Here is a 14,190-nt window from a genome sequence, read left to right as displayed (position 1 = left end):
GCGAAACCCTCGGGCGGAGATTGCTCACATAGGGTGGCGCTGTGGATGTGGCTGGTCAGCGGGACAAGCAGCAGTGGCGGACCGAGTTGCTCGCGCGGCGCGCGGCAGTGCCCGACGAGGTGCGGGCGGCGGAATCGGCCGCGCTGGCGAGCGCCGCGGCGGAGCTGGCCGCCGATCGACCCGACTGGGTGGCGGCCTATGTTCCGGTGGGTGGTGAGCCGGGTTCGACGGCCATGCTCGAGGCGTTGCGCGCCGGTGGGGTGCGGGTGCTGCTGCCGGTGACCGGGCCGCCGGGGCCGCTGGAGTGGGCCGAATATCTGGGCCCGGATTCGCTGCGGTCCGCGCGCTGGGGCCTGCTGGAACCGACGGGCGCTCGGATGCCCAGTGCGGCAATCGAATCGGCGGCGATCGTCCTGGTTCCGGCGCTGGCGGTGGATCTGCGCGGCGTACGGCTCGGCCGAGGCGCGGGATATTACGATCGGACCCTGCCCGCGGCGCGTACGGATGCCCGGCTGATCGCCGTCGTACGCGACGAGGAACTGGTGGATCGGCTGCCCGAGGAACCGCACGATCGGCGCATGGGATGGGCTTTGACGCCCGGTGGCGGATTGCGACACCTGAGCGGGAATTAACTCCGGATTGGCACTGTTGGCACTGTCGGTTGTAGAGTGCTAACCGACGGAGACCGTGGAGGTTGGAGTGCCTACTTACTCGTATCAGTGCACGCAGTGTGGCGATAAGTTCGACATCGTGCAGTCGTTCTCGGACAACGCGCTGACGACCTGCGAGAAGTGCGACGGCAAGCTGCGCAAACTCTTCAATTCGGTTGGCATCGTCTTCAAGGGCAGCGGTTTCTACCGCACCGACAGCCGCAACGGCTCGGCGACCGCGAGCGAACCGGCCAAGCCCAGTGGCAACAACTCCTCGGGTTCGGATTCGTCGTCGTCCTCGTCGTCGACGCCGTCCACTACCTCCACCAGCACGTCGACCGCGGGCACCGCGGCCTGATCGGCGAGTTGTCCACAGTCGACACTTTGTCCACAGCCTGATTCCGACCTGCGGTTTTGCGGGTGGGGTGAGCGCATCGCCGCCGTAGTGTCGCGGCATGCGACTGCTATCGAATTCCGGTGACCGCGGCGGAGCCGCCGATCTGGGGCGGGAACCGCCCTGGGAGTTTCTGCTCCGCCATCGCCCGTCCTGGGCCGACGCCACCCTGCTGCGCCGCGCGCTCGCGGCCTTCCTGGCGGTCTGCGCGGCCGCCCTGTTCGTTCGCGGCGATCCCGCCGCCCGTTCGGTCGATGTGGTGGTCGCCACGCGCGATCTGGCCTCCGGCCGGGTGCTGAGCGCCGACGATCTGCGCCGGGTCGCCCGTCCGGCCGGACTGCTGCCCGCGGGCAGTGCGCACGAGATTCCGGCGCTGATCGGCGCGACGCTGTCGGGTGCGGTGCGCGCCGGGGAGATTCTCACCGATCTGCGGGTCGTCGGCGCCCGCCTGGCACAGGTCGCGGCCGGGGTCTCCGATGCGCGCATCGTCCCGATTCGCCTGGTGGACAACGCCGTTGCCGATATTCTGCGCGTCGGCGATCGGGTCGACGTGATCGCGGCCGACCATGCCGACGCCGATCCGGTCCGCGCCGGGCCGCCGCCCACGCTGGCCGCCGATGCGGTAGTCGTCCTGGTCACCACGCCCGAGCGCCGATCCGGGCCCGGCGGCGAACGGGTCGTGCTGGTGGCCCTCGATGCCGCTCACGCCCTCACCGTCGCGGCCGGGTCGTTGCGCACCGAACTGACGGTGGTGTTCCGATGACGGCCCTCACTTCGCCGGACATTTGCCGCAGACCTCTACTAGCATCCCGACTATCCGGTTCGATAGCCGATGGCGATCGAACCGGGGGCCTTGACCAGATCGGCGGTGCGGCCGCGGCCGTGCCGGATGAGACAGGAGCCGCAATGCTGAAGGGTTTCCGGGATTTCCTGTTCCGGGGGAATGTGATCGACCTGGCGGTCGCGGTCGTGATGGGCACCGCATTCGTCGCGATCGTCACGGCATTCACCAATGGAATCGTCAATCCGCTGCTGGCCGTCTTCGGCAGCAACGGCGAACTGGGGCTCGGATTCCGGCTGGTCTCCGACAAACCGGCCACCTTCATCGCGGTCGGCCCGATCATCACCGCGGCGATCAATTTCGTGATCATCGCGGCCGTCCTGTATCTCGTCCTCGTCCTGCCCGCCACCCACGCCAAGAAACGCTGGGGCAAGTCCACCGAACCGGCCATCACCGATACCCAATTGCTCACCGAGATCCGCGATCTACTCGCCGAGGGCGGGAAAAGCGCGGGCGGTCGACACGAATCCTGAACCGGCACAGAGAAATACGATAGTCCGGGCGCGAAAATGCCAATGGGCCCGGCGCTTTCGCACCGGGCCCATTGTTGTTGCACGCCTTGGCTGTTGCGGCATGCTCCTAGCCGTTATCAGCCGATGCTGAACGGCTGACCCCAGATCGTCACCCAGGTGATGACGTTGTCGGTCTCGACCTCGACGCTCACGAAGGAACGGGCCTGCGCGTAGCCGGCGCAGCCGGTCAGGCCGATGGTCTCGTCGGACCAGGCGACCGAGCCGTTGCTGCCGCTGAACTTGTTCTTGGTCGAGTGCGACTCGTTGCCGTAGTCGTCCGGCTTCTCGCGGTCGAGGACGTAGAACGAGCCCGCCTGGCCGGGGCCGAGGGTCAGGTTGCCGCCGGTGTTCGCGCCGACCTCGGGGTTCTTGCCCGCCCAGTCGGTCTTGGCATCGACGCCGCCGCTCGCGCCGCCGCCGGAGATGTTCACCTGGCAACCGACGACGTAACCCGGCCGGATGATGCCGCCCACCGAGTCGTTGTTGCCCGACAGCTGGACGTGAGCGGTGCCCGACACCCAGGCGTTGCGGTGCAGCGGGGTGGAACCCATGGACGGGTTGATGTTGGCCGACTCGCCGTCGATCCAGAGGTGTACGACGGTGCCGTCGGACAGGGTCTTGGTCAAGTCCGCGCCCGGCAGCGGGACGAAGGTGTCGGCGTTGGCGGCGCCGGTGGAGAACAGGCCCAGGGCGGCGGTGGCGACAGCACCGATACCGGCCGCGCGAGCCACGGTCTTACGGATGTTCATGTTGTGGTCCCTCATAGGGTGAATCGCTTTACGCGGGAATGGTTTTGGCGGAATCGACCACATCAGCCGATGCTGAACGGCTGACCGTAGAGGGTGGTCTTCGAGTAGTTGTCGCCGATGATCTCGACGACGGTGTACGCACGCGCCTGGGCATAACCCGCGCAGTTCTGGATCTGAATCTCGGTGTCCTGGTACTCGATCGAGTAGGTACCGGGCTTGGTGATGTCCTTGCTATCGATCTGCGCGAAAGCAACCTGACCGGGGCCGAGGTTGAGCCCGATGGAACCACCGACGCCAGCGCCGCTGAGGCTGACGCTGCCGGAGACACCGGCGGAGATCGCGTCGCTGGCGATATTGACCTGGCAGCCGACGATGTAGCCGGTGCTCACGATCGAGGTGCCGTGGGTCGACGAGTTGTTGGTGCCCTGCGCGTTGCTCGGGCCGTTCCACGGGCCGGCCTTGCCTTCGGGAGTGTTCGGCACGTCGGCAATCGCGTTACCCGAGACCCAGACGACACGTCCGGCGCCGTTGGCCGCCATCGACGGCGAAACGACAGCATGCTCTCCGGTGCGGGTGATCACAACGCCATTGGGACCCTGCTTCTGACCGTCCGGCAACGGTACGAAGGCGTCGGCGTTGGCGGCACCGGTAGAGAAAAGGCCGATGGCCACGGCCGCGGCCGCGCCGATGCCCGCGAAACGGGCACCACGCCGCAGACCGATGGTGCGGTTCTCGCTCATACTTCCCCTCATCAGGTTCTTACAGTCAGCCTCGACCATCGAGGCTGTATGCGGTCCTTTAAGGCCCAGCACAGTTTGTCGGCGCATTGTTGCCGCCGTGTAACCGGCGACCAATTCTCCGCAAACTGTCGGAACCGGGCTCTGTTCCGGCGAGGTCGACGCGAGGCGCCTTCCCCGAGCCTTCGAGAACCGCAGGTGGAGCAGCCCAAAGGCGAACATTAAACGGCGCGGCAACTACATGACAACGTAAGTGTCCGTAAAGGCAGTGTGATCTGAATCACATTGGAATCTCGGTCATATTACGGACAACGCATAAATGCTGTGAGAACTCGGAAACACGCGGCGTCATCCCCATGGCGCAAACATGTCCGTTCGTTCAACCGTGATGCGGTGGCACCTGTGAGCGCAACCAGTCGTCCGACGAAGCGGGACGCTCGCCGTCGGAGGTGCGTTCGTCACTGGTTGTTTGCGGCAGAGTCTCGCCGAAGATACGAGCCAGCTTGGCCGCGTCGGCGGCCGAACGCGAAGAACCCCCCGCCCGACGCGGGCGGGGGGTTTCGTCGGAGGTGTCGGTCACTCGTCCAGACCTGACAGTTCGTCGATGACGCGGCTGGCCAGCGGACCGAGCGTGGCCATCCCGTCGCGCACGGCGGCGCGGGTGCCCGGCAGATTGACCACCAGCGTGCTGCCCGAAACACCGGCCAGCCCGCGCGAGAGGCCCGCGTCGAGCGATCCGGCCGCCAGGCCGGAGGAGCGCAGGGCCTCGCTGATACCGGGCAGCTCCCGATCGAGCACCTCGGAAGTGGCCTCCGGGGTGACATCGCGCGGGGACATACCGGTGCCGCCGACCGAGATCACCAGGTCGACGCCGCCGATCACGGCCGTATTGAGCGCATTGCGGATCTCGACCTCGTCCATCTGCACCAGCACCGTGGCGTCCACGAGAAATCCGGCCTCGGTGAGCAGTTCGGTGACCAGTGGACCCAGCGAGTCGACCCCGCCGTGCGCGGTTCGGTCGTCGACGATCACGACAAGTGCACGGCCGGCCACGGCGGCATCGATTTCCATGCTGCTCACCGTAGCGTCCGGGACCGACAGCGGTTCCTGTCCCCCGGCAACGGATTCCGGAAGCAGGGTCAGCGTGCGAGGGCGATGGATCATCGGGGAGCCTCCGCGGGTGCGGCCGCGAGGGTGACCTCGACGGTCTTGGGATTCTGGCCGTTGGGATCGGTGTAGGTGATCTTGACTTTGTCGCCCGGCTGATGCGAGCGGACGGCCGCGACCAGCGCGTTGCCGGTGTCGATGATCTGATTGTCGACCTTGGTCACGACCGCGCCCGCCGGAATGCCCGCCTTGGCTGCCGGGCCGTCGGGGGTGACGTCCTGGACGCGAGCGCCGTTGTTGGCGCTGTCGACGCGGCTGACCGTGATGCCGACCTGGGCGTAGGTGGCGTGCCCGGTCTTGCTCAGCTGATCGGCGACCCGGCGGGCCTGATCGACCGGAATCGCGAAGCCGAGGCCGATCGAACCGCTCTGCTGACCGCCGCCGCCCATATCGGAGGCGCCGAGGGTCGCGATCGCGGTATTGATGCCGATCAGCTTGCCGTCCATATCCACCAGCGCGCCGCCGGAGTTGCCCGGATTGATGGGCGCGTCGGTCTGGATGGCCGAAATGACCGTCGCCGTACTGGTATTGCCGCCCTCACCACTGGTCGAGACCGGACGGTTCAGCGCCGAGACGATGCCCGTGGTCACCGTTCCGGCCAGGCCGAGCGGCGAACCGATCGCGACCACGGTCTGCCCGACCTGCAGATTGGCCGAGGAACCCAATTCGATCGGGGTCAGGCCGGACTTGTTGGCGGCCTTGATGACCGCGAGGTCGGAGATCGGGTCGATGCCGACGACCGAGGCCGAGGTGGTGGTGCCGTCGCTGAACTGCACCTCCATCTTCGCGTTGGGCCCCGCGCCGCTGGCGACGTGATTGTTGGTGAGGATCAACCCGTCCGAGGACAGCACGACACCGGAGCCCTCGCCCTCGGCACGCGCACCGGCCACCCGGATCATCACCACGCTCGGCAGCACCTTCTGCGCCACATTGGGTACCGTGCCCGCGGGCGCGTTGGCTGCCGGGGCGGCCTTGGGCGGCGGCGCGGACAGGGCATTGCTGACCGGACCCGAGGACGCGCTGTCGTGGTGGCTGACCAGAGCGCCGACCGCGCCACCGATCCCACCGCTGATCAACGCCAGCACAATGGCTCCCGCGATCAGCCCGCCCGCCCCGCGCCGCCGAGGCTGCGGCGCATAGTTTCCCGGCCCCACCGGAGGCTGCGCCCCATAGCCAGCCTGATAGGGAGGAATCGGCGCGGTGTGCTGCACACCGGGATCGCCGGGATGCTGCGCGAATTCCGCGGTGTGCTGCATCGGATACCCGGCATGCCGATCACCCGCATTCGCAGCCGGCTGACCCGCGTCACCGGCATGCTGACCACCCACGCCCTGCTGACCCGCGTCACCGGGGTACTGGCCGCCCACGCCCCGCTGACCCGCGTCACCGGGGTACTGGCCGCCCGCGCCCTGCTGACCGGCGTCGGCGGAGTACTGACCACCCGCACCCTGTTGACCCGCGTCGCTGGAGTACTGGCCGCCCGTACTCTGCTGGCCCGGGTCCCCGGGGTGCTGCCCGCCGGAGCCGTAGGGCGGATACTGCGCGGTGGTTGCCTGGTCACCGGCGTTGCGGGCCCAGACCTGATGCTCGGGGGCCGGAGCCGACGGAAGCTGTTCGGTGGGCTGGTGCCCGCTCGCCGGTGGCTGCTGTGATTGCTGCGCAGCCGGCTCGTCCCGCCTGTCCTTCGATTCCTCGGTCATTTCCCTCGTTTCTCCTCGAGTCTGTCGCCCAGCTTGGTGACCACGACTGAGAGCGGACTGAGACCGCGCTATCAGTTCTCCGAGATTGCGGGTGGGGCGCCGACACCGGGCAGCACGATGCGGATGTGTGCGCCGCCGCGGGCGGATGTGTCGATTGTGATCGTCCCTCCGTGTTTCGTCACCACCTGCTTGACGATGGCGAGTCCCAGTCCGGAGCCGGGCATCGACCGCGATGCCGTGGTCCGATAGAAGCGTTCGAACACCAACTCCCGCTCGGCCGGGGGTATACCCGGACCGGCGTCGTCCACCGCGAATTCCAACAGACCCGGACCGGTTTCGCGCATGGCGACGCGCACTTGTTCACCGGATGGACTCCACTTCGCGGCATTGTCGAGCACATTGAGCAGCGCCCGTTCCAATCCGGCCTCATGTCCGTAGACGAACCACGGCCGCAGTTCGGCGACGAATTCGATGCCGCTGCGACGACGCCGCGCCCGTTCCAGCGCGCGCTCGGCAACCTCGCCGATATCGACCTGCTCGTAAACGGTCTCCGGAGCGTCCTCACGCGCGAGGTCCACCAAATCCCCCACCAGCGTGGACAATTCCTCGATTTGCGCCATGACGTCCGCGCGCAGTTCCGCCATGTCCTGTTCCGGAATGGCCGGGGCCCCCGGGCGCGAGGATGCGATGAGCAGTTCCATATTGGTGCGCAGCGAGGTCAACGGCGTGCGCAATTCGTGTCCGGCATCGGCGACCAGACGCCGCTGCCGCTCCCGGGATTCGGCCAGTGCCCGCAGCATGGCATTGAAACTCTCGGTGAGCCGGGCCAATTCATCGTCGCCGGTGACCTGGATCGGGGTCAGATCGTCGTTGCGGGCCACCCGCTCGGTCGCCGCCGTCAACCGGGCGATGGGCCGTAAGCCGGTGCGGCCCACCGCGGCCCCGGCCGCGCCCGCGACCACGACGCCACAGCCGCCGACCACGAACAGCAGCCACGCCAACCGATCCAGCACATCCTTGGTCGGCTGCAGCGGCTCCCAGATCGCGAGCGTGGCACCGGTTTTCATCTTCTCCGCCAGAACCCGCTGATTCTTGCTGGTCCGCAGCGAGAACTTCGCCTCACCGCGCGCCACCGCGTTCTCCGGTTCCCCGATCGGCGGGTCGTACTGCCGCGGCAGCGCGATCCAGCCGGAGGTGCCCGGATAGTGCAGGGCGATGGAGACGTCGCTCGAGTACAGGCTGCCCAGCATCAGCACCTGCTGATAGTCCAGCTGATCCAGATCATTGCTGATCATGCCCGCGGCGCGGGCCTGCAGCTGCTTGTCCACATCGGCGTACAGCGAGCGGGCCACCATGGCGTAGGCGGCGATCGAGGTCAGCGCGACCGCGACCAGCACCACCGAGGCGGCCAGCAGCGTAACCCGCCAGCGCAGCGACACCGAACTGGTCAGCGGCATGGGCGGACGCAGCTCGAGGGCATCGGTGGACGGGCCGAGCGCGGGGATGGTCGGCTGACGCGGATTGGTTCTTCCCACTGTGCGACAGCGCTCCTACGGGGGCGTCTCGCGCAGCACGTAACCGACGCCGCGCACCGTGTGAATCAGGCGCGCCTCGCCGTCGGCCTCGGTCTTGCGACGCAGATAGCCGATGTAGACCTCGAGCGCATTACCGGAGGTGGGAAAGTCGTAACCCCACACCTCCTCGAGAATCCGGCTGCGGGTCAACACCCGGCGTGGATTGGCCATCAGCATTTCCAGGAGCGAGAACTCGGTGCGGGTGAGGCTGATCGATCGCTCACCGCGGGAGACCTCGCGCGTCACCGGATCCAGCGACAGATCGGCGAAACTCATCGTCTCCGAGGTTTCCACGGCCGAATCCACCGCGGTGCGACGCAACAGCGCGCGCAGGCGGGCGAGCAATTCCTCGAGGGCGAAGGGTTTGGGCAGATAGTCGTCGGCGCCGGCATCCAGACCGGCCACCCGTTCGGAAACCGAATCGCGGGCGGTCAACACCAGAATCGGCAGATCGTCGCCGGTACTGCGGAGTCGCCGGCACACCTCGAGCCCGTCCAGCCGGGGCATCATCACGTCGAGAACCAGGGCGTCGGGCCGTCCGGCGGACACCTTGTCCAGAGCATCGACCCCGTCCACCGCCAGATCGACGGAGTAGCCGTTGAACGTGAGCGACCGTCGCAGCGATTCACGAACCGCGCGGTCGTCGTCGACTACCAGAATGCGCATGGACACCAGTCTGACCGTATCGACTGAGAGTCGACTGAGAAGCAAACATCCGACACGCCAGCCTATCCGCCGGGATGACCTGCGCGTTCGGGTCGTTATTTTCGTCCGGTCACGAAAGTGCTTGCGTACAGCGAATTTCGGCGAACCACGGGGTGAACGATCGAATTGCCGCGACGGTGTTCACACGGTATGTTGCCTGCGGTAAAAGTAGACCTCTAGTTGGTTCTCAACCCGTTGGACCCGTACGGTCGACAGTTCACTGAGTGCGAATTCGAATACCCACCGGGGAAGGCGCCTCTTGTGAGCGGGGCCCGGCCAGCGCGGTCGGAGCCCGGGGCAACTGCGCGAGTGGAGGCGACTGAAGCGGGATGGGCACTGCACCGCGGCCATGGCAGAGGAGTCTGTCCAACCTGTCCGTGACCAGCAAGGTCGGCATCGTCTTGCTGCTGCCCGTTCTCCTGGCGTCGACCTTCGCGGTATTACGCATCAAGGACGAACTCGGCCGGATCGCACAGTTGGACACCGCCAGCGAACAGGCCCGCATCATCCGACCCACGCTGGCCTTCGCGGGGGCCGCCGATCAGCTCGCTGTCGTCGCGAGCGGTGATCGGGTCACCGACAGCGCCCTGGACCAGGCCGCTACCCGATTCGATCAGGCGGCGGCCGAGCTGCAGTCGACGCTCAAGGTGACCGACGGCGAACAGCGCGCCCTCGCCGAACTGAATCAGGCACTCGAGGCCGGGCGAACACTGCGCAACAACCCGCGCGCCAATACCGCCATCGGCCAACAGGCCGACGAGGTTTCGCGTCATGTCAGCACCGCGCTGACCGCGCTGCCGACCCCGCAGGACGCCACGATCGAGCATTACTTCGATCAACTGGGCGCGGTCACGGCGGCACGGCGGCAATTCATCCAGCAGCAGCTGCTGATCACCGGCGCGGAGATCGGCAACAATCCGTCCACGCTGGCCCGCGTGCTCACCGCCGCCGGCGCCGAGCAGACCATGATCAACCAGTACGTCCAGGTGGCGCCGGATACCGCGGTCAAGCCGGAGGCGCTGCTCGGGGCGCTGCAGACCCGCCTGGGCGCGCTGAGCCAGAACGCGATCGAGCCGATCGCGGTGCCGGGCGTGGCGGATTCGATGCGGATCAGCGCCGACGCCTACACCCAGGCCACCGATCAGCTTGCCGCGCAGATCGATTCCGGACTGTCGCGTCGTTCCATCGACGCGCGCACCAATGTGCTGCGTGACGTCGCGCTGGTGGTGGTGACCCTGCTGATCGGCCTGGCGCTGGCACTGGCGGTGGCGCGCTCGCTGGTCGTGCCCGTGCGGCGACTGCGCCGCGACGCGCTACAGGTCGCGCACACCGACCTGCCCGCCGAGTTGGCCGTGGTGCGCGAGGGCGGCGCGACGCCCGACATCGTCCCGGTCGATGTGGACACCACCGAGGAGATCGGTCAGCTGGCCCGCGCGGTCGACGATATGCACCGCCAGGCCCTGCATCTGGCCGCCGAACAGGCCCGCCTGCGGCTGCAGATCGGCAATATGTTCGAGACGCTGTCGCGGCGCAGTCAGTCGCTGGTGGAACAGCAGCTGGGCCTGATCGAGGACCTCGAACGCGACGAGGACGACTCCGAGCGGCTGCAAAGCCTGTTCCGGCTCGACCATCTGGCTACCCGCATGCGCCGCAACGGCGACAACCTGCTGGTGCTGGCCGGAACCGCGCTGCGCCGCGGCATGCTGCCGCCGACGCCGCTGTCGGACATGCTGTGGAGTGCGGTCTCCCAGGTCGAGGACTATCAACGGGTCGAGATCGGCACCGTGCCCGACGGCATCGTGGCCGGTGAGCCCGCGGTCGACATCGAACATCTGCTGGCCGAGCTGATCGATAACTCGCTGCGCTACTCCCCGCCCAACACCCCGGTCGCGGTCTCGGTGACCCGCGCGGTGGACGGCGGCTATCTGATCGAGATCACCGACCGCGGCCTGGGCATGTCGTCGGAGGATCTGCGCGCGATCAACGAGCGGTTGGCCTCCGGTGGTGAGGTGACCGTCGAAACCGCCCGCCGCATGGGTCTTTTCGTGGTCGGGCGACTGGCCAAGCGGCATACGGTCACGGTGAGCCTGCGCCGGACCGCGAGCGCCGGGCAGCAGGCCGGGATCACCGCCAGTGTGCATCTGCCCAGTGCGCTGGTCTCGCCGCTGCCCGAATCCACCACGGGCCCACAGCCGATCATCGCGCCCTTCCCGAGCCCGATCGGCCCCGCGCCGCTGTCGGTCGTCCCCGACGCGGAGGCCACCGGCCTGTTCGCCCGCCCGCAACTCGAACTGCCGCAACGCCGTCCGGGCGAGGCCGCCGACTTCGGCCCGCCCATTCCCGCCGACGACCTGTTCACGCCCTACGCCCAGGACGACGCCCCCCAGCCATCCCTGACCGACGGCCTGTTCACCCACCGCAGCACCGGCGAACTGTTCACCCACCGCGAATCCGCCCATCCCGATGCCACAGTCGGCCATCTGAACCTGCCCCCTGACGAATTCCCCGCCGACGACGAGGACCGGGCGACCACGGGAGCCGACCACTTCACCGCCTGGGACTCCCCGGACGACTCCGCCGATGACGCACCCGCGCAACCGGATCCGCGATGGCCGCAGAATCCGCCCGCCGAAGACGAATCCGCACAACAGGAATGGCAACCGTCCGAGGACCCGCCCCCGCAGGATTCGGATCCGTCCGAAAGCGCGGCGCAGCGCGGCGAATGGCCCCGCACCGACGGTCTGCCGCAACGGGTCTCACACCCCTCCGACAACGCGGCCCCACACAGCGAATGGCCCCGCACCGACGGTCTGCCGCAACGGGTCTCACATTCTTCCGCCGACGCCGCCCCACACAGCGAATGGCGTCGTACCGACGACCCCCCACAACGGGTCTCACACCCCTCCGACAACGCCGCCCCGCACGGCGAATGGCCGCGGACCGATGACCTCCCGGACTCGGATCGGACCGATGACACGCGCGGCGAGTGGGCTGGGGCGAGCGCGGGCTTCTCCGACCGGGATTCGGGGGCGCTCGAGGACGGTTACGCGCGCGAGTGGTCCTCAGCCGACGACAGCCTCCCGCAGCGTGACCCGAATCCCGATGAGGACCGGTACACCTACGCGGAGCCGGTCTACACCCAGGACGACACCCGTTTCGGCCGAGGCGATTCGGAGCCGGACGCGCCGCACGACTCCGGACAGCCGGTGGACATCTGGGCCGAGACGGCGGTGTATCCGTCGCAGCAGCCGGAGGAATCCGCCGCGAGCGCAACGGCTCCCGTGCCCCAGGGCACCCCGATCTATCAGCGCATGGTCTCGGAATGGCTGGTCGAACCCTCGTCCAGCGGGCCCGCGAACGGCTGGTCCTCTCCCGCCGACGCGGGCTGGGCGGCCGCGGCCGAGGCCAGCAGTCCGACCTCCGCCCGGCAGACCGAGGGCGGTCTGCCGATTCGCCGCCCGGGCGCGCAACTGGTGCCCGGCGGACTCACCGCCACAACGCGATCGGGCGCGCCCGATCCGGAGGAGATCCGCACCAACCTGTCCAGGCATCTGAGCGGCGTCCGCAGCGGACGTGCGGATGCTCAGCACTACGACGGAGGCTCAGCATGACCGACACCCAGCAGACCACCACCGACACCGACGAGAACCTGAACTGGCTGGTCACCCGCTTCACGCGCGATGTGCCGGGTGTGTCGCACGCGGTGCTGGTCTCGGCCGACGGACTGCTACAGGCCACCAGCCCACATCTGCCGTCCGACCGAGCCGAGCAGCTGGCGGCCGTCACCGCGGGTCTGGCCAGCCTGTCCTCCGGCGCGGCACAGCTTTTCGACGGCGGCAAGGTGATGCAATCGATCGTGGATATGCAACGCGGCTACTTATTGGTGATGAGTGTGGGCAACGGCTCCCACCTAGCGGTGCTCGCGAACAAACAACACGATATCGGCCGAATCGGCTACGAAATGGCGTTGTTGTCCGATCGGGTCGGGGCGGTCGTGCAAGCCACGGCTCGTTCGGCGGTATAGAGAGTGCGATGTCGAGTTCCCTCGGGGCTGGCTCCGGCCGGCCAACCACACGTGTTCGACCGTATGCGCTGACCGCCGGTCGGACCGAACCCGCGGTCGAGCTTCCGCTCGAGGCGGTCGTCGAAACCCTGCCCTACGCCAATCAATTCGACTGGCCACACGGGGATATCCGCACAGACATCCTGAGACTGGGCACGGCCCGGTTGTCGGTGGCCGAAATCGCCGCGCATATGCAGCGGCCGCTGGGCATGGTCCGGGTCGTGATCGGCGATCTGGTGGTGGCCAGAACCATGCGGGTGCACACCACCCTCAGCGAGCACGCCAGTTTCGACGAGCGCCGCGATCTGATGGAGAGGACCCTGCGTGGACTGCGCGCCCTCTGAGCCCGGATTACCGAAACGTCCTGCGACCAGCCCGAATTCCACCTTTCCCCCGCCCACAGCACCAGGAACCGCACAGAATTCCTTCATGCCGCAGAATCCCTTACCACCCGCCCTGCCCCCGAATTCGGTACTACCGATGCCGAATCCGTTCTCCCCCAATATCGACGGCCGGACCGCCTCCACGAAAATCGTTGTGGCGGGCGGTTTCGGCGTCGGCAAGACGACCTTCGTCGGCGCGGTCTCGGAGATCGTGCCGCTGCGCACCGAGGCGATGGTGACCGGAGTCTCCGACGGCGTCGACGATCTGTCCGCCACCCCGGACAAGGACACCACCACGGTCGCCATGGATTTCGGCCGCATCATCCTGCCCGGCAATATGGCGCTGTATCTGTTCGGCACACCCGGACAGCGCCGGTTCTGGTTCATGTGGGACGACCTGATTCGCGGCGCGATCGGCGCCGTGGTGCTGGTGGATACCCGCCGCATCGAGGACAGCTTCGCGTCGGTGGATTTCTTCGAGGCGCGCGGACTGCCGTTCCTGGTGGCAGTCAATCGTTTTCCCGAGGCGCCGCGTTTTCCGGTGACCGAGATGCGCGAGGCGCTGTCCATCCGCGACGGCGTGCCGATCGTCGATATCGATGCCCGCGACGCGGGTGAGGTGCGCGGTGCGCTGGCGGCGGTGACCGAGTACGCGATTCAAAGACTCAAGGCGGCGCAGCGGCAGGCGGTCGGACAGGGTTGAGGGGTAGGGGCA

General features: G+C 67.7%; 16 protein-coding genes. 9 read left to right on the top strand and 7 right to left on the bottom strand.

Features of this window, described 5'->3' with window-relative positions; all coding sequences use genetic code 11:
• Positions 1 to 41 precede the first annotated feature (41 nt).
• From NP4_RS07925 to mscL, 4 genes are all read left to right on the top strand, one after another.
• A complete protein-coding gene (locus tag NP4_RS07925; protein ID WP_067994225.1) occupies positions 42 to 632 on the top strand; it encodes a 5-formyltetrahydrofolate cyclo-ligase in 591 nt (196 codons plus the stop codon).
• Between the two features lie 67 nt (positions 633 to 699).
• The gene (locus NP4_RS39755; RefSeq protein WP_082875657.1) at positions 700 to 1,008 is read left to right on the top strand and encodes an FmdB family zinc ribbon protein; all 309 of its coding nucleotides are present in this window, start codon (positions 700 to 702) and stop codon (positions 1,006 to 1,008) included.
• A 97-nt stretch (positions 1,009 to 1,105) separates the two neighbouring features.
• Entirely contained in the window at positions 1,106 to 1,807 is a 702-nt protein-coding gene (locus NP4_RS07920; RefSeq protein ID WP_067994224.1) for an SAF domain-containing protein, read from the top strand.
• Between the two features lie 143 nt (positions 1,808 to 1,950).
• On the top strand, positions 1,951 to 2,358 hold the full coding sequence (mscL, locus tag NP4_RS07915; RefSeq protein ID WP_067994221.1) for a large conductance mechanosensitive channel protein MscL: 408 nt from the start codon (positions 1,951 to 1,953) through the stop codon (positions 2,356 to 2,358).
• Between the two features lie 116 nt (positions 2,359 to 2,474).
• Here the strand turns inward: mscL and NP4_RS07910 are convergent, their stop codons facing one another.
• The 5 genes from NP4_RS07910 to NP4_RS07890 form a co-directional block, all read right to left on the bottom strand.
• Positions 2,475 to 3,146 carry an MspA family porin gene (locus NP4_RS07910; protein WP_062512872.1) on the bottom strand — a complete coding sequence of 224 codons (672 nt, stop codon included), beginning with the start codon at positions 3,144 to 3,146 and terminating at the stop codon, positions 2,475 to 2,477.
• Between the two features lie 62 nt (positions 3,147 to 3,208).
• Positions 3,209 to 3,886, bottom strand: coding sequence for an MspA family porin (locus tag NP4_RS07905; protein WP_067994216.1), 678 nt, complete (start codon positions 3,884 to 3,886; stop codon positions 3,209 to 3,211).
• A gap of 376 nt (positions 3,887 to 4,262) precedes the next feature.
• The gene (locus NP4_RS07900; protein WP_062512876.1) at positions 4,263 to 4,463 is read right to left on the bottom strand and encodes a hypothetical protein; all 201 of its coding nucleotides are present in this window, start codon (positions 4,461 to 4,463) and stop codon (positions 4,263 to 4,265) included.
• The gene (locus tag NP4_RS07895) at positions 4,460 to 4,954 is read right to left on the bottom strand and encodes a MogA/MoaB family molybdenum cofactor biosynthesis protein (RefSeq protein WP_211335859.1); all 495 of its coding nucleotides are present in this window, start codon (positions 4,952 to 4,954) and stop codon (positions 4,460 to 4,462) included. The genes NP4_RS07900 and NP4_RS07895 overlap by 4 nt, the downstream gene beginning before the upstream one ends.
• Before the next feature lie 89 nt (positions 4,955 to 5,043).
• A complete protein-coding gene (locus NP4_RS07890; protein WP_245997755.1) occupies positions 5,044 to 6,306 on the bottom strand; it encodes a S1C family serine protease in 1,263 nt (420 codons plus the stop codon).
• Between NP4_RS07890 and NP4_RS42465 the strand changes: the two genes are divergently transcribed.
• Positions 6,253 to 6,702 (top strand): hypothetical protein, encoded by a 450-nt coding sequence (locus NP4_RS42465; protein WP_245997843.1) that lies wholly within the window; start codon positions 6,253 to 6,255, stop codon positions 6,700 to 6,702. The genes NP4_RS07890 and NP4_RS42465 overlap by 54 nt on opposite strands.
• A 119-nt stretch (positions 6,703 to 6,821) precedes the next feature.
• Here NP4_RS42465 and NP4_RS07880 read toward each other — a convergent pair whose 3' ends face one another.
• Positions 6,822 to 8,207 carry a HAMP domain-containing sensor histidine kinase gene (locus NP4_RS07880; RefSeq protein WP_082875691.1) on the bottom strand — a complete coding sequence of 462 codons (1,386 nt, stop codon included), beginning with the start codon at positions 8,205 to 8,207 and terminating at the stop codon, positions 6,822 to 6,824.
• A gap of 93 nt (positions 8,208 to 8,300) precedes the next feature.
• The gene (locus tag NP4_RS07875; protein WP_062512880.1) at positions 8,301 to 8,990 is read right to left on the bottom strand and encodes a response regulator transcription factor; all 690 of its coding nucleotides are present in this window, start codon (positions 8,988 to 8,990) and stop codon (positions 8,301 to 8,303) included.
• A gap of 416 nt (positions 8,991 to 9,406) precedes the next feature.
• On the opposite strand from NP4_RS07875, the gene NP4_RS42460 reads away from it, so the two are divergent.
• From NP4_RS42460 to NP4_RS07855, 4 genes are all read left to right on the top strand, one after another.
• A complete protein-coding gene (locus NP4_RS42460) occupies positions 9,407 to 12,640 on the top strand; it encodes an ATP-binding protein (protein WP_067994209.1) in 3,234 nt (1,077 codons plus the stop codon).
• Positions 12,637 to 13,053, top strand: coding sequence for a roadblock/LC7 domain-containing protein (locus NP4_RS07865; protein ID WP_062512884.1), 417 nt, complete (start codon positions 12,637 to 12,639; stop codon positions 13,051 to 13,053). The genes NP4_RS42460 and NP4_RS07865 overlap by 4 nt, the downstream gene beginning before the upstream one ends.
• An 8-nt stretch (positions 13,054 to 13,061) precedes the next feature.
• Entirely contained in the window at positions 13,062 to 13,436 is a 375-nt protein-coding gene (locus tag NP4_RS07860) for a DUF742 domain-containing protein (protein WP_062512886.1), read from the top strand.
• Between the two features lie 136 nt (positions 13,437 to 13,572).
• Positions 13,573 to 14,178 carry a GTP-binding protein gene (locus NP4_RS07855; protein WP_067994206.1) on the top strand — a complete coding sequence of 202 codons (606 nt, stop codon included), beginning with the start codon at positions 13,573 to 13,575 and terminating at the stop codon, positions 14,176 to 14,178.
• Positions 14,179 to 14,190: the final 12 nt, after the last annotated feature.

The sequence above is a fragment of the Nocardia pseudobrasiliensis NBRC 108224 genome (genome assembly GCF_001613105.1).
Lineage (GTDB): Bacteria > Actinomycetota > Actinomycetes > Mycobacteriales > Mycobacteriaceae > Nocardia > Nocardia pseudobrasiliensis.
Note: the sequence above shows the minus strand (reverse complement) of the source record. Positions and strands in the feature narration are given on the sequence as shown.

What these genes read in the sequence shown, in the direction of transcription:
- mscL (WP_067994221.1), top strand. Translation starts at nt 1,951, where the DNA reads ATGCTGAAGGGTTTCCGGGATTTCCTGTTCCGGGGGAATGTGATCGAC.
- NP4_RS07890 (WP_245997755.1), bottom strand. Translation starts at nt 6,306, where the DNA reads ATGCAGCACACCGCGGAATTCGCGCAGCATCCCGGCGATCCCGGTGTG.
- NP4_RS07920 (WP_067994224.1), top strand. Translation starts at nt 1,106, where the DNA reads ATGCGACTGCTATCGAATTCCGGTGACCGCGGCGGAGCCGCCGATCTG.
- NP4_RS07865 (WP_062512884.1), top strand. Translation starts at nt 12,637, where the DNA reads ATGACCGACACCCAGCAGACCACCACCGACACCGACGAGAACCTGAAC.
- NP4_RS07855 (WP_067994206.1), top strand. Translation starts at nt 13,573, where the DNA reads ATGCCGAATCCGTTCTCCCCCAATATCGACGGCCGGACCGCCTCCACG.
- NP4_RS07860 (WP_062512886.1), top strand. Translation starts at nt 13,062, where the DNA reads ATGTCGAGTTCCCTCGGGGCTGGCTCCGGCCGGCCAACCACACGTGTT.
- NP4_RS07905 (WP_067994216.1), bottom strand. Translation starts at nt 3,886, where the DNA reads ATGAGCGAGAACCGCACCATCGGTCTGCGGCGTGGTGCCCGTTTCGCG.
- NP4_RS07895 (WP_211335859.1), bottom strand. Translation starts at nt 4,954, where the DNA reads ATGGAAATCGATGCCGCCGTGGCCGGCCGTGCACTTGTCGTGATCGTC.
- NP4_RS07880 (WP_082875691.1), bottom strand. Translation starts at nt 8,207, where the DNA reads ATGCCGCTGACCAGTTCGGTGTCGCTGCGCTGGCGGGTTACGCTGCTG.
- NP4_RS07910 (WP_062512872.1), bottom strand. Translation starts at nt 3,146, where the DNA reads ATGAACATCCGTAAGACCGTGGCTCGCGCGGCCGGTATCGGTGCTGTC.
- NP4_RS07875 (WP_062512880.1), bottom strand. Translation starts at nt 8,990, where the DNA reads ATGCGCATTCTGGTAGTCGACGACGACCGCGCGGTTCGTGAATCGCTG.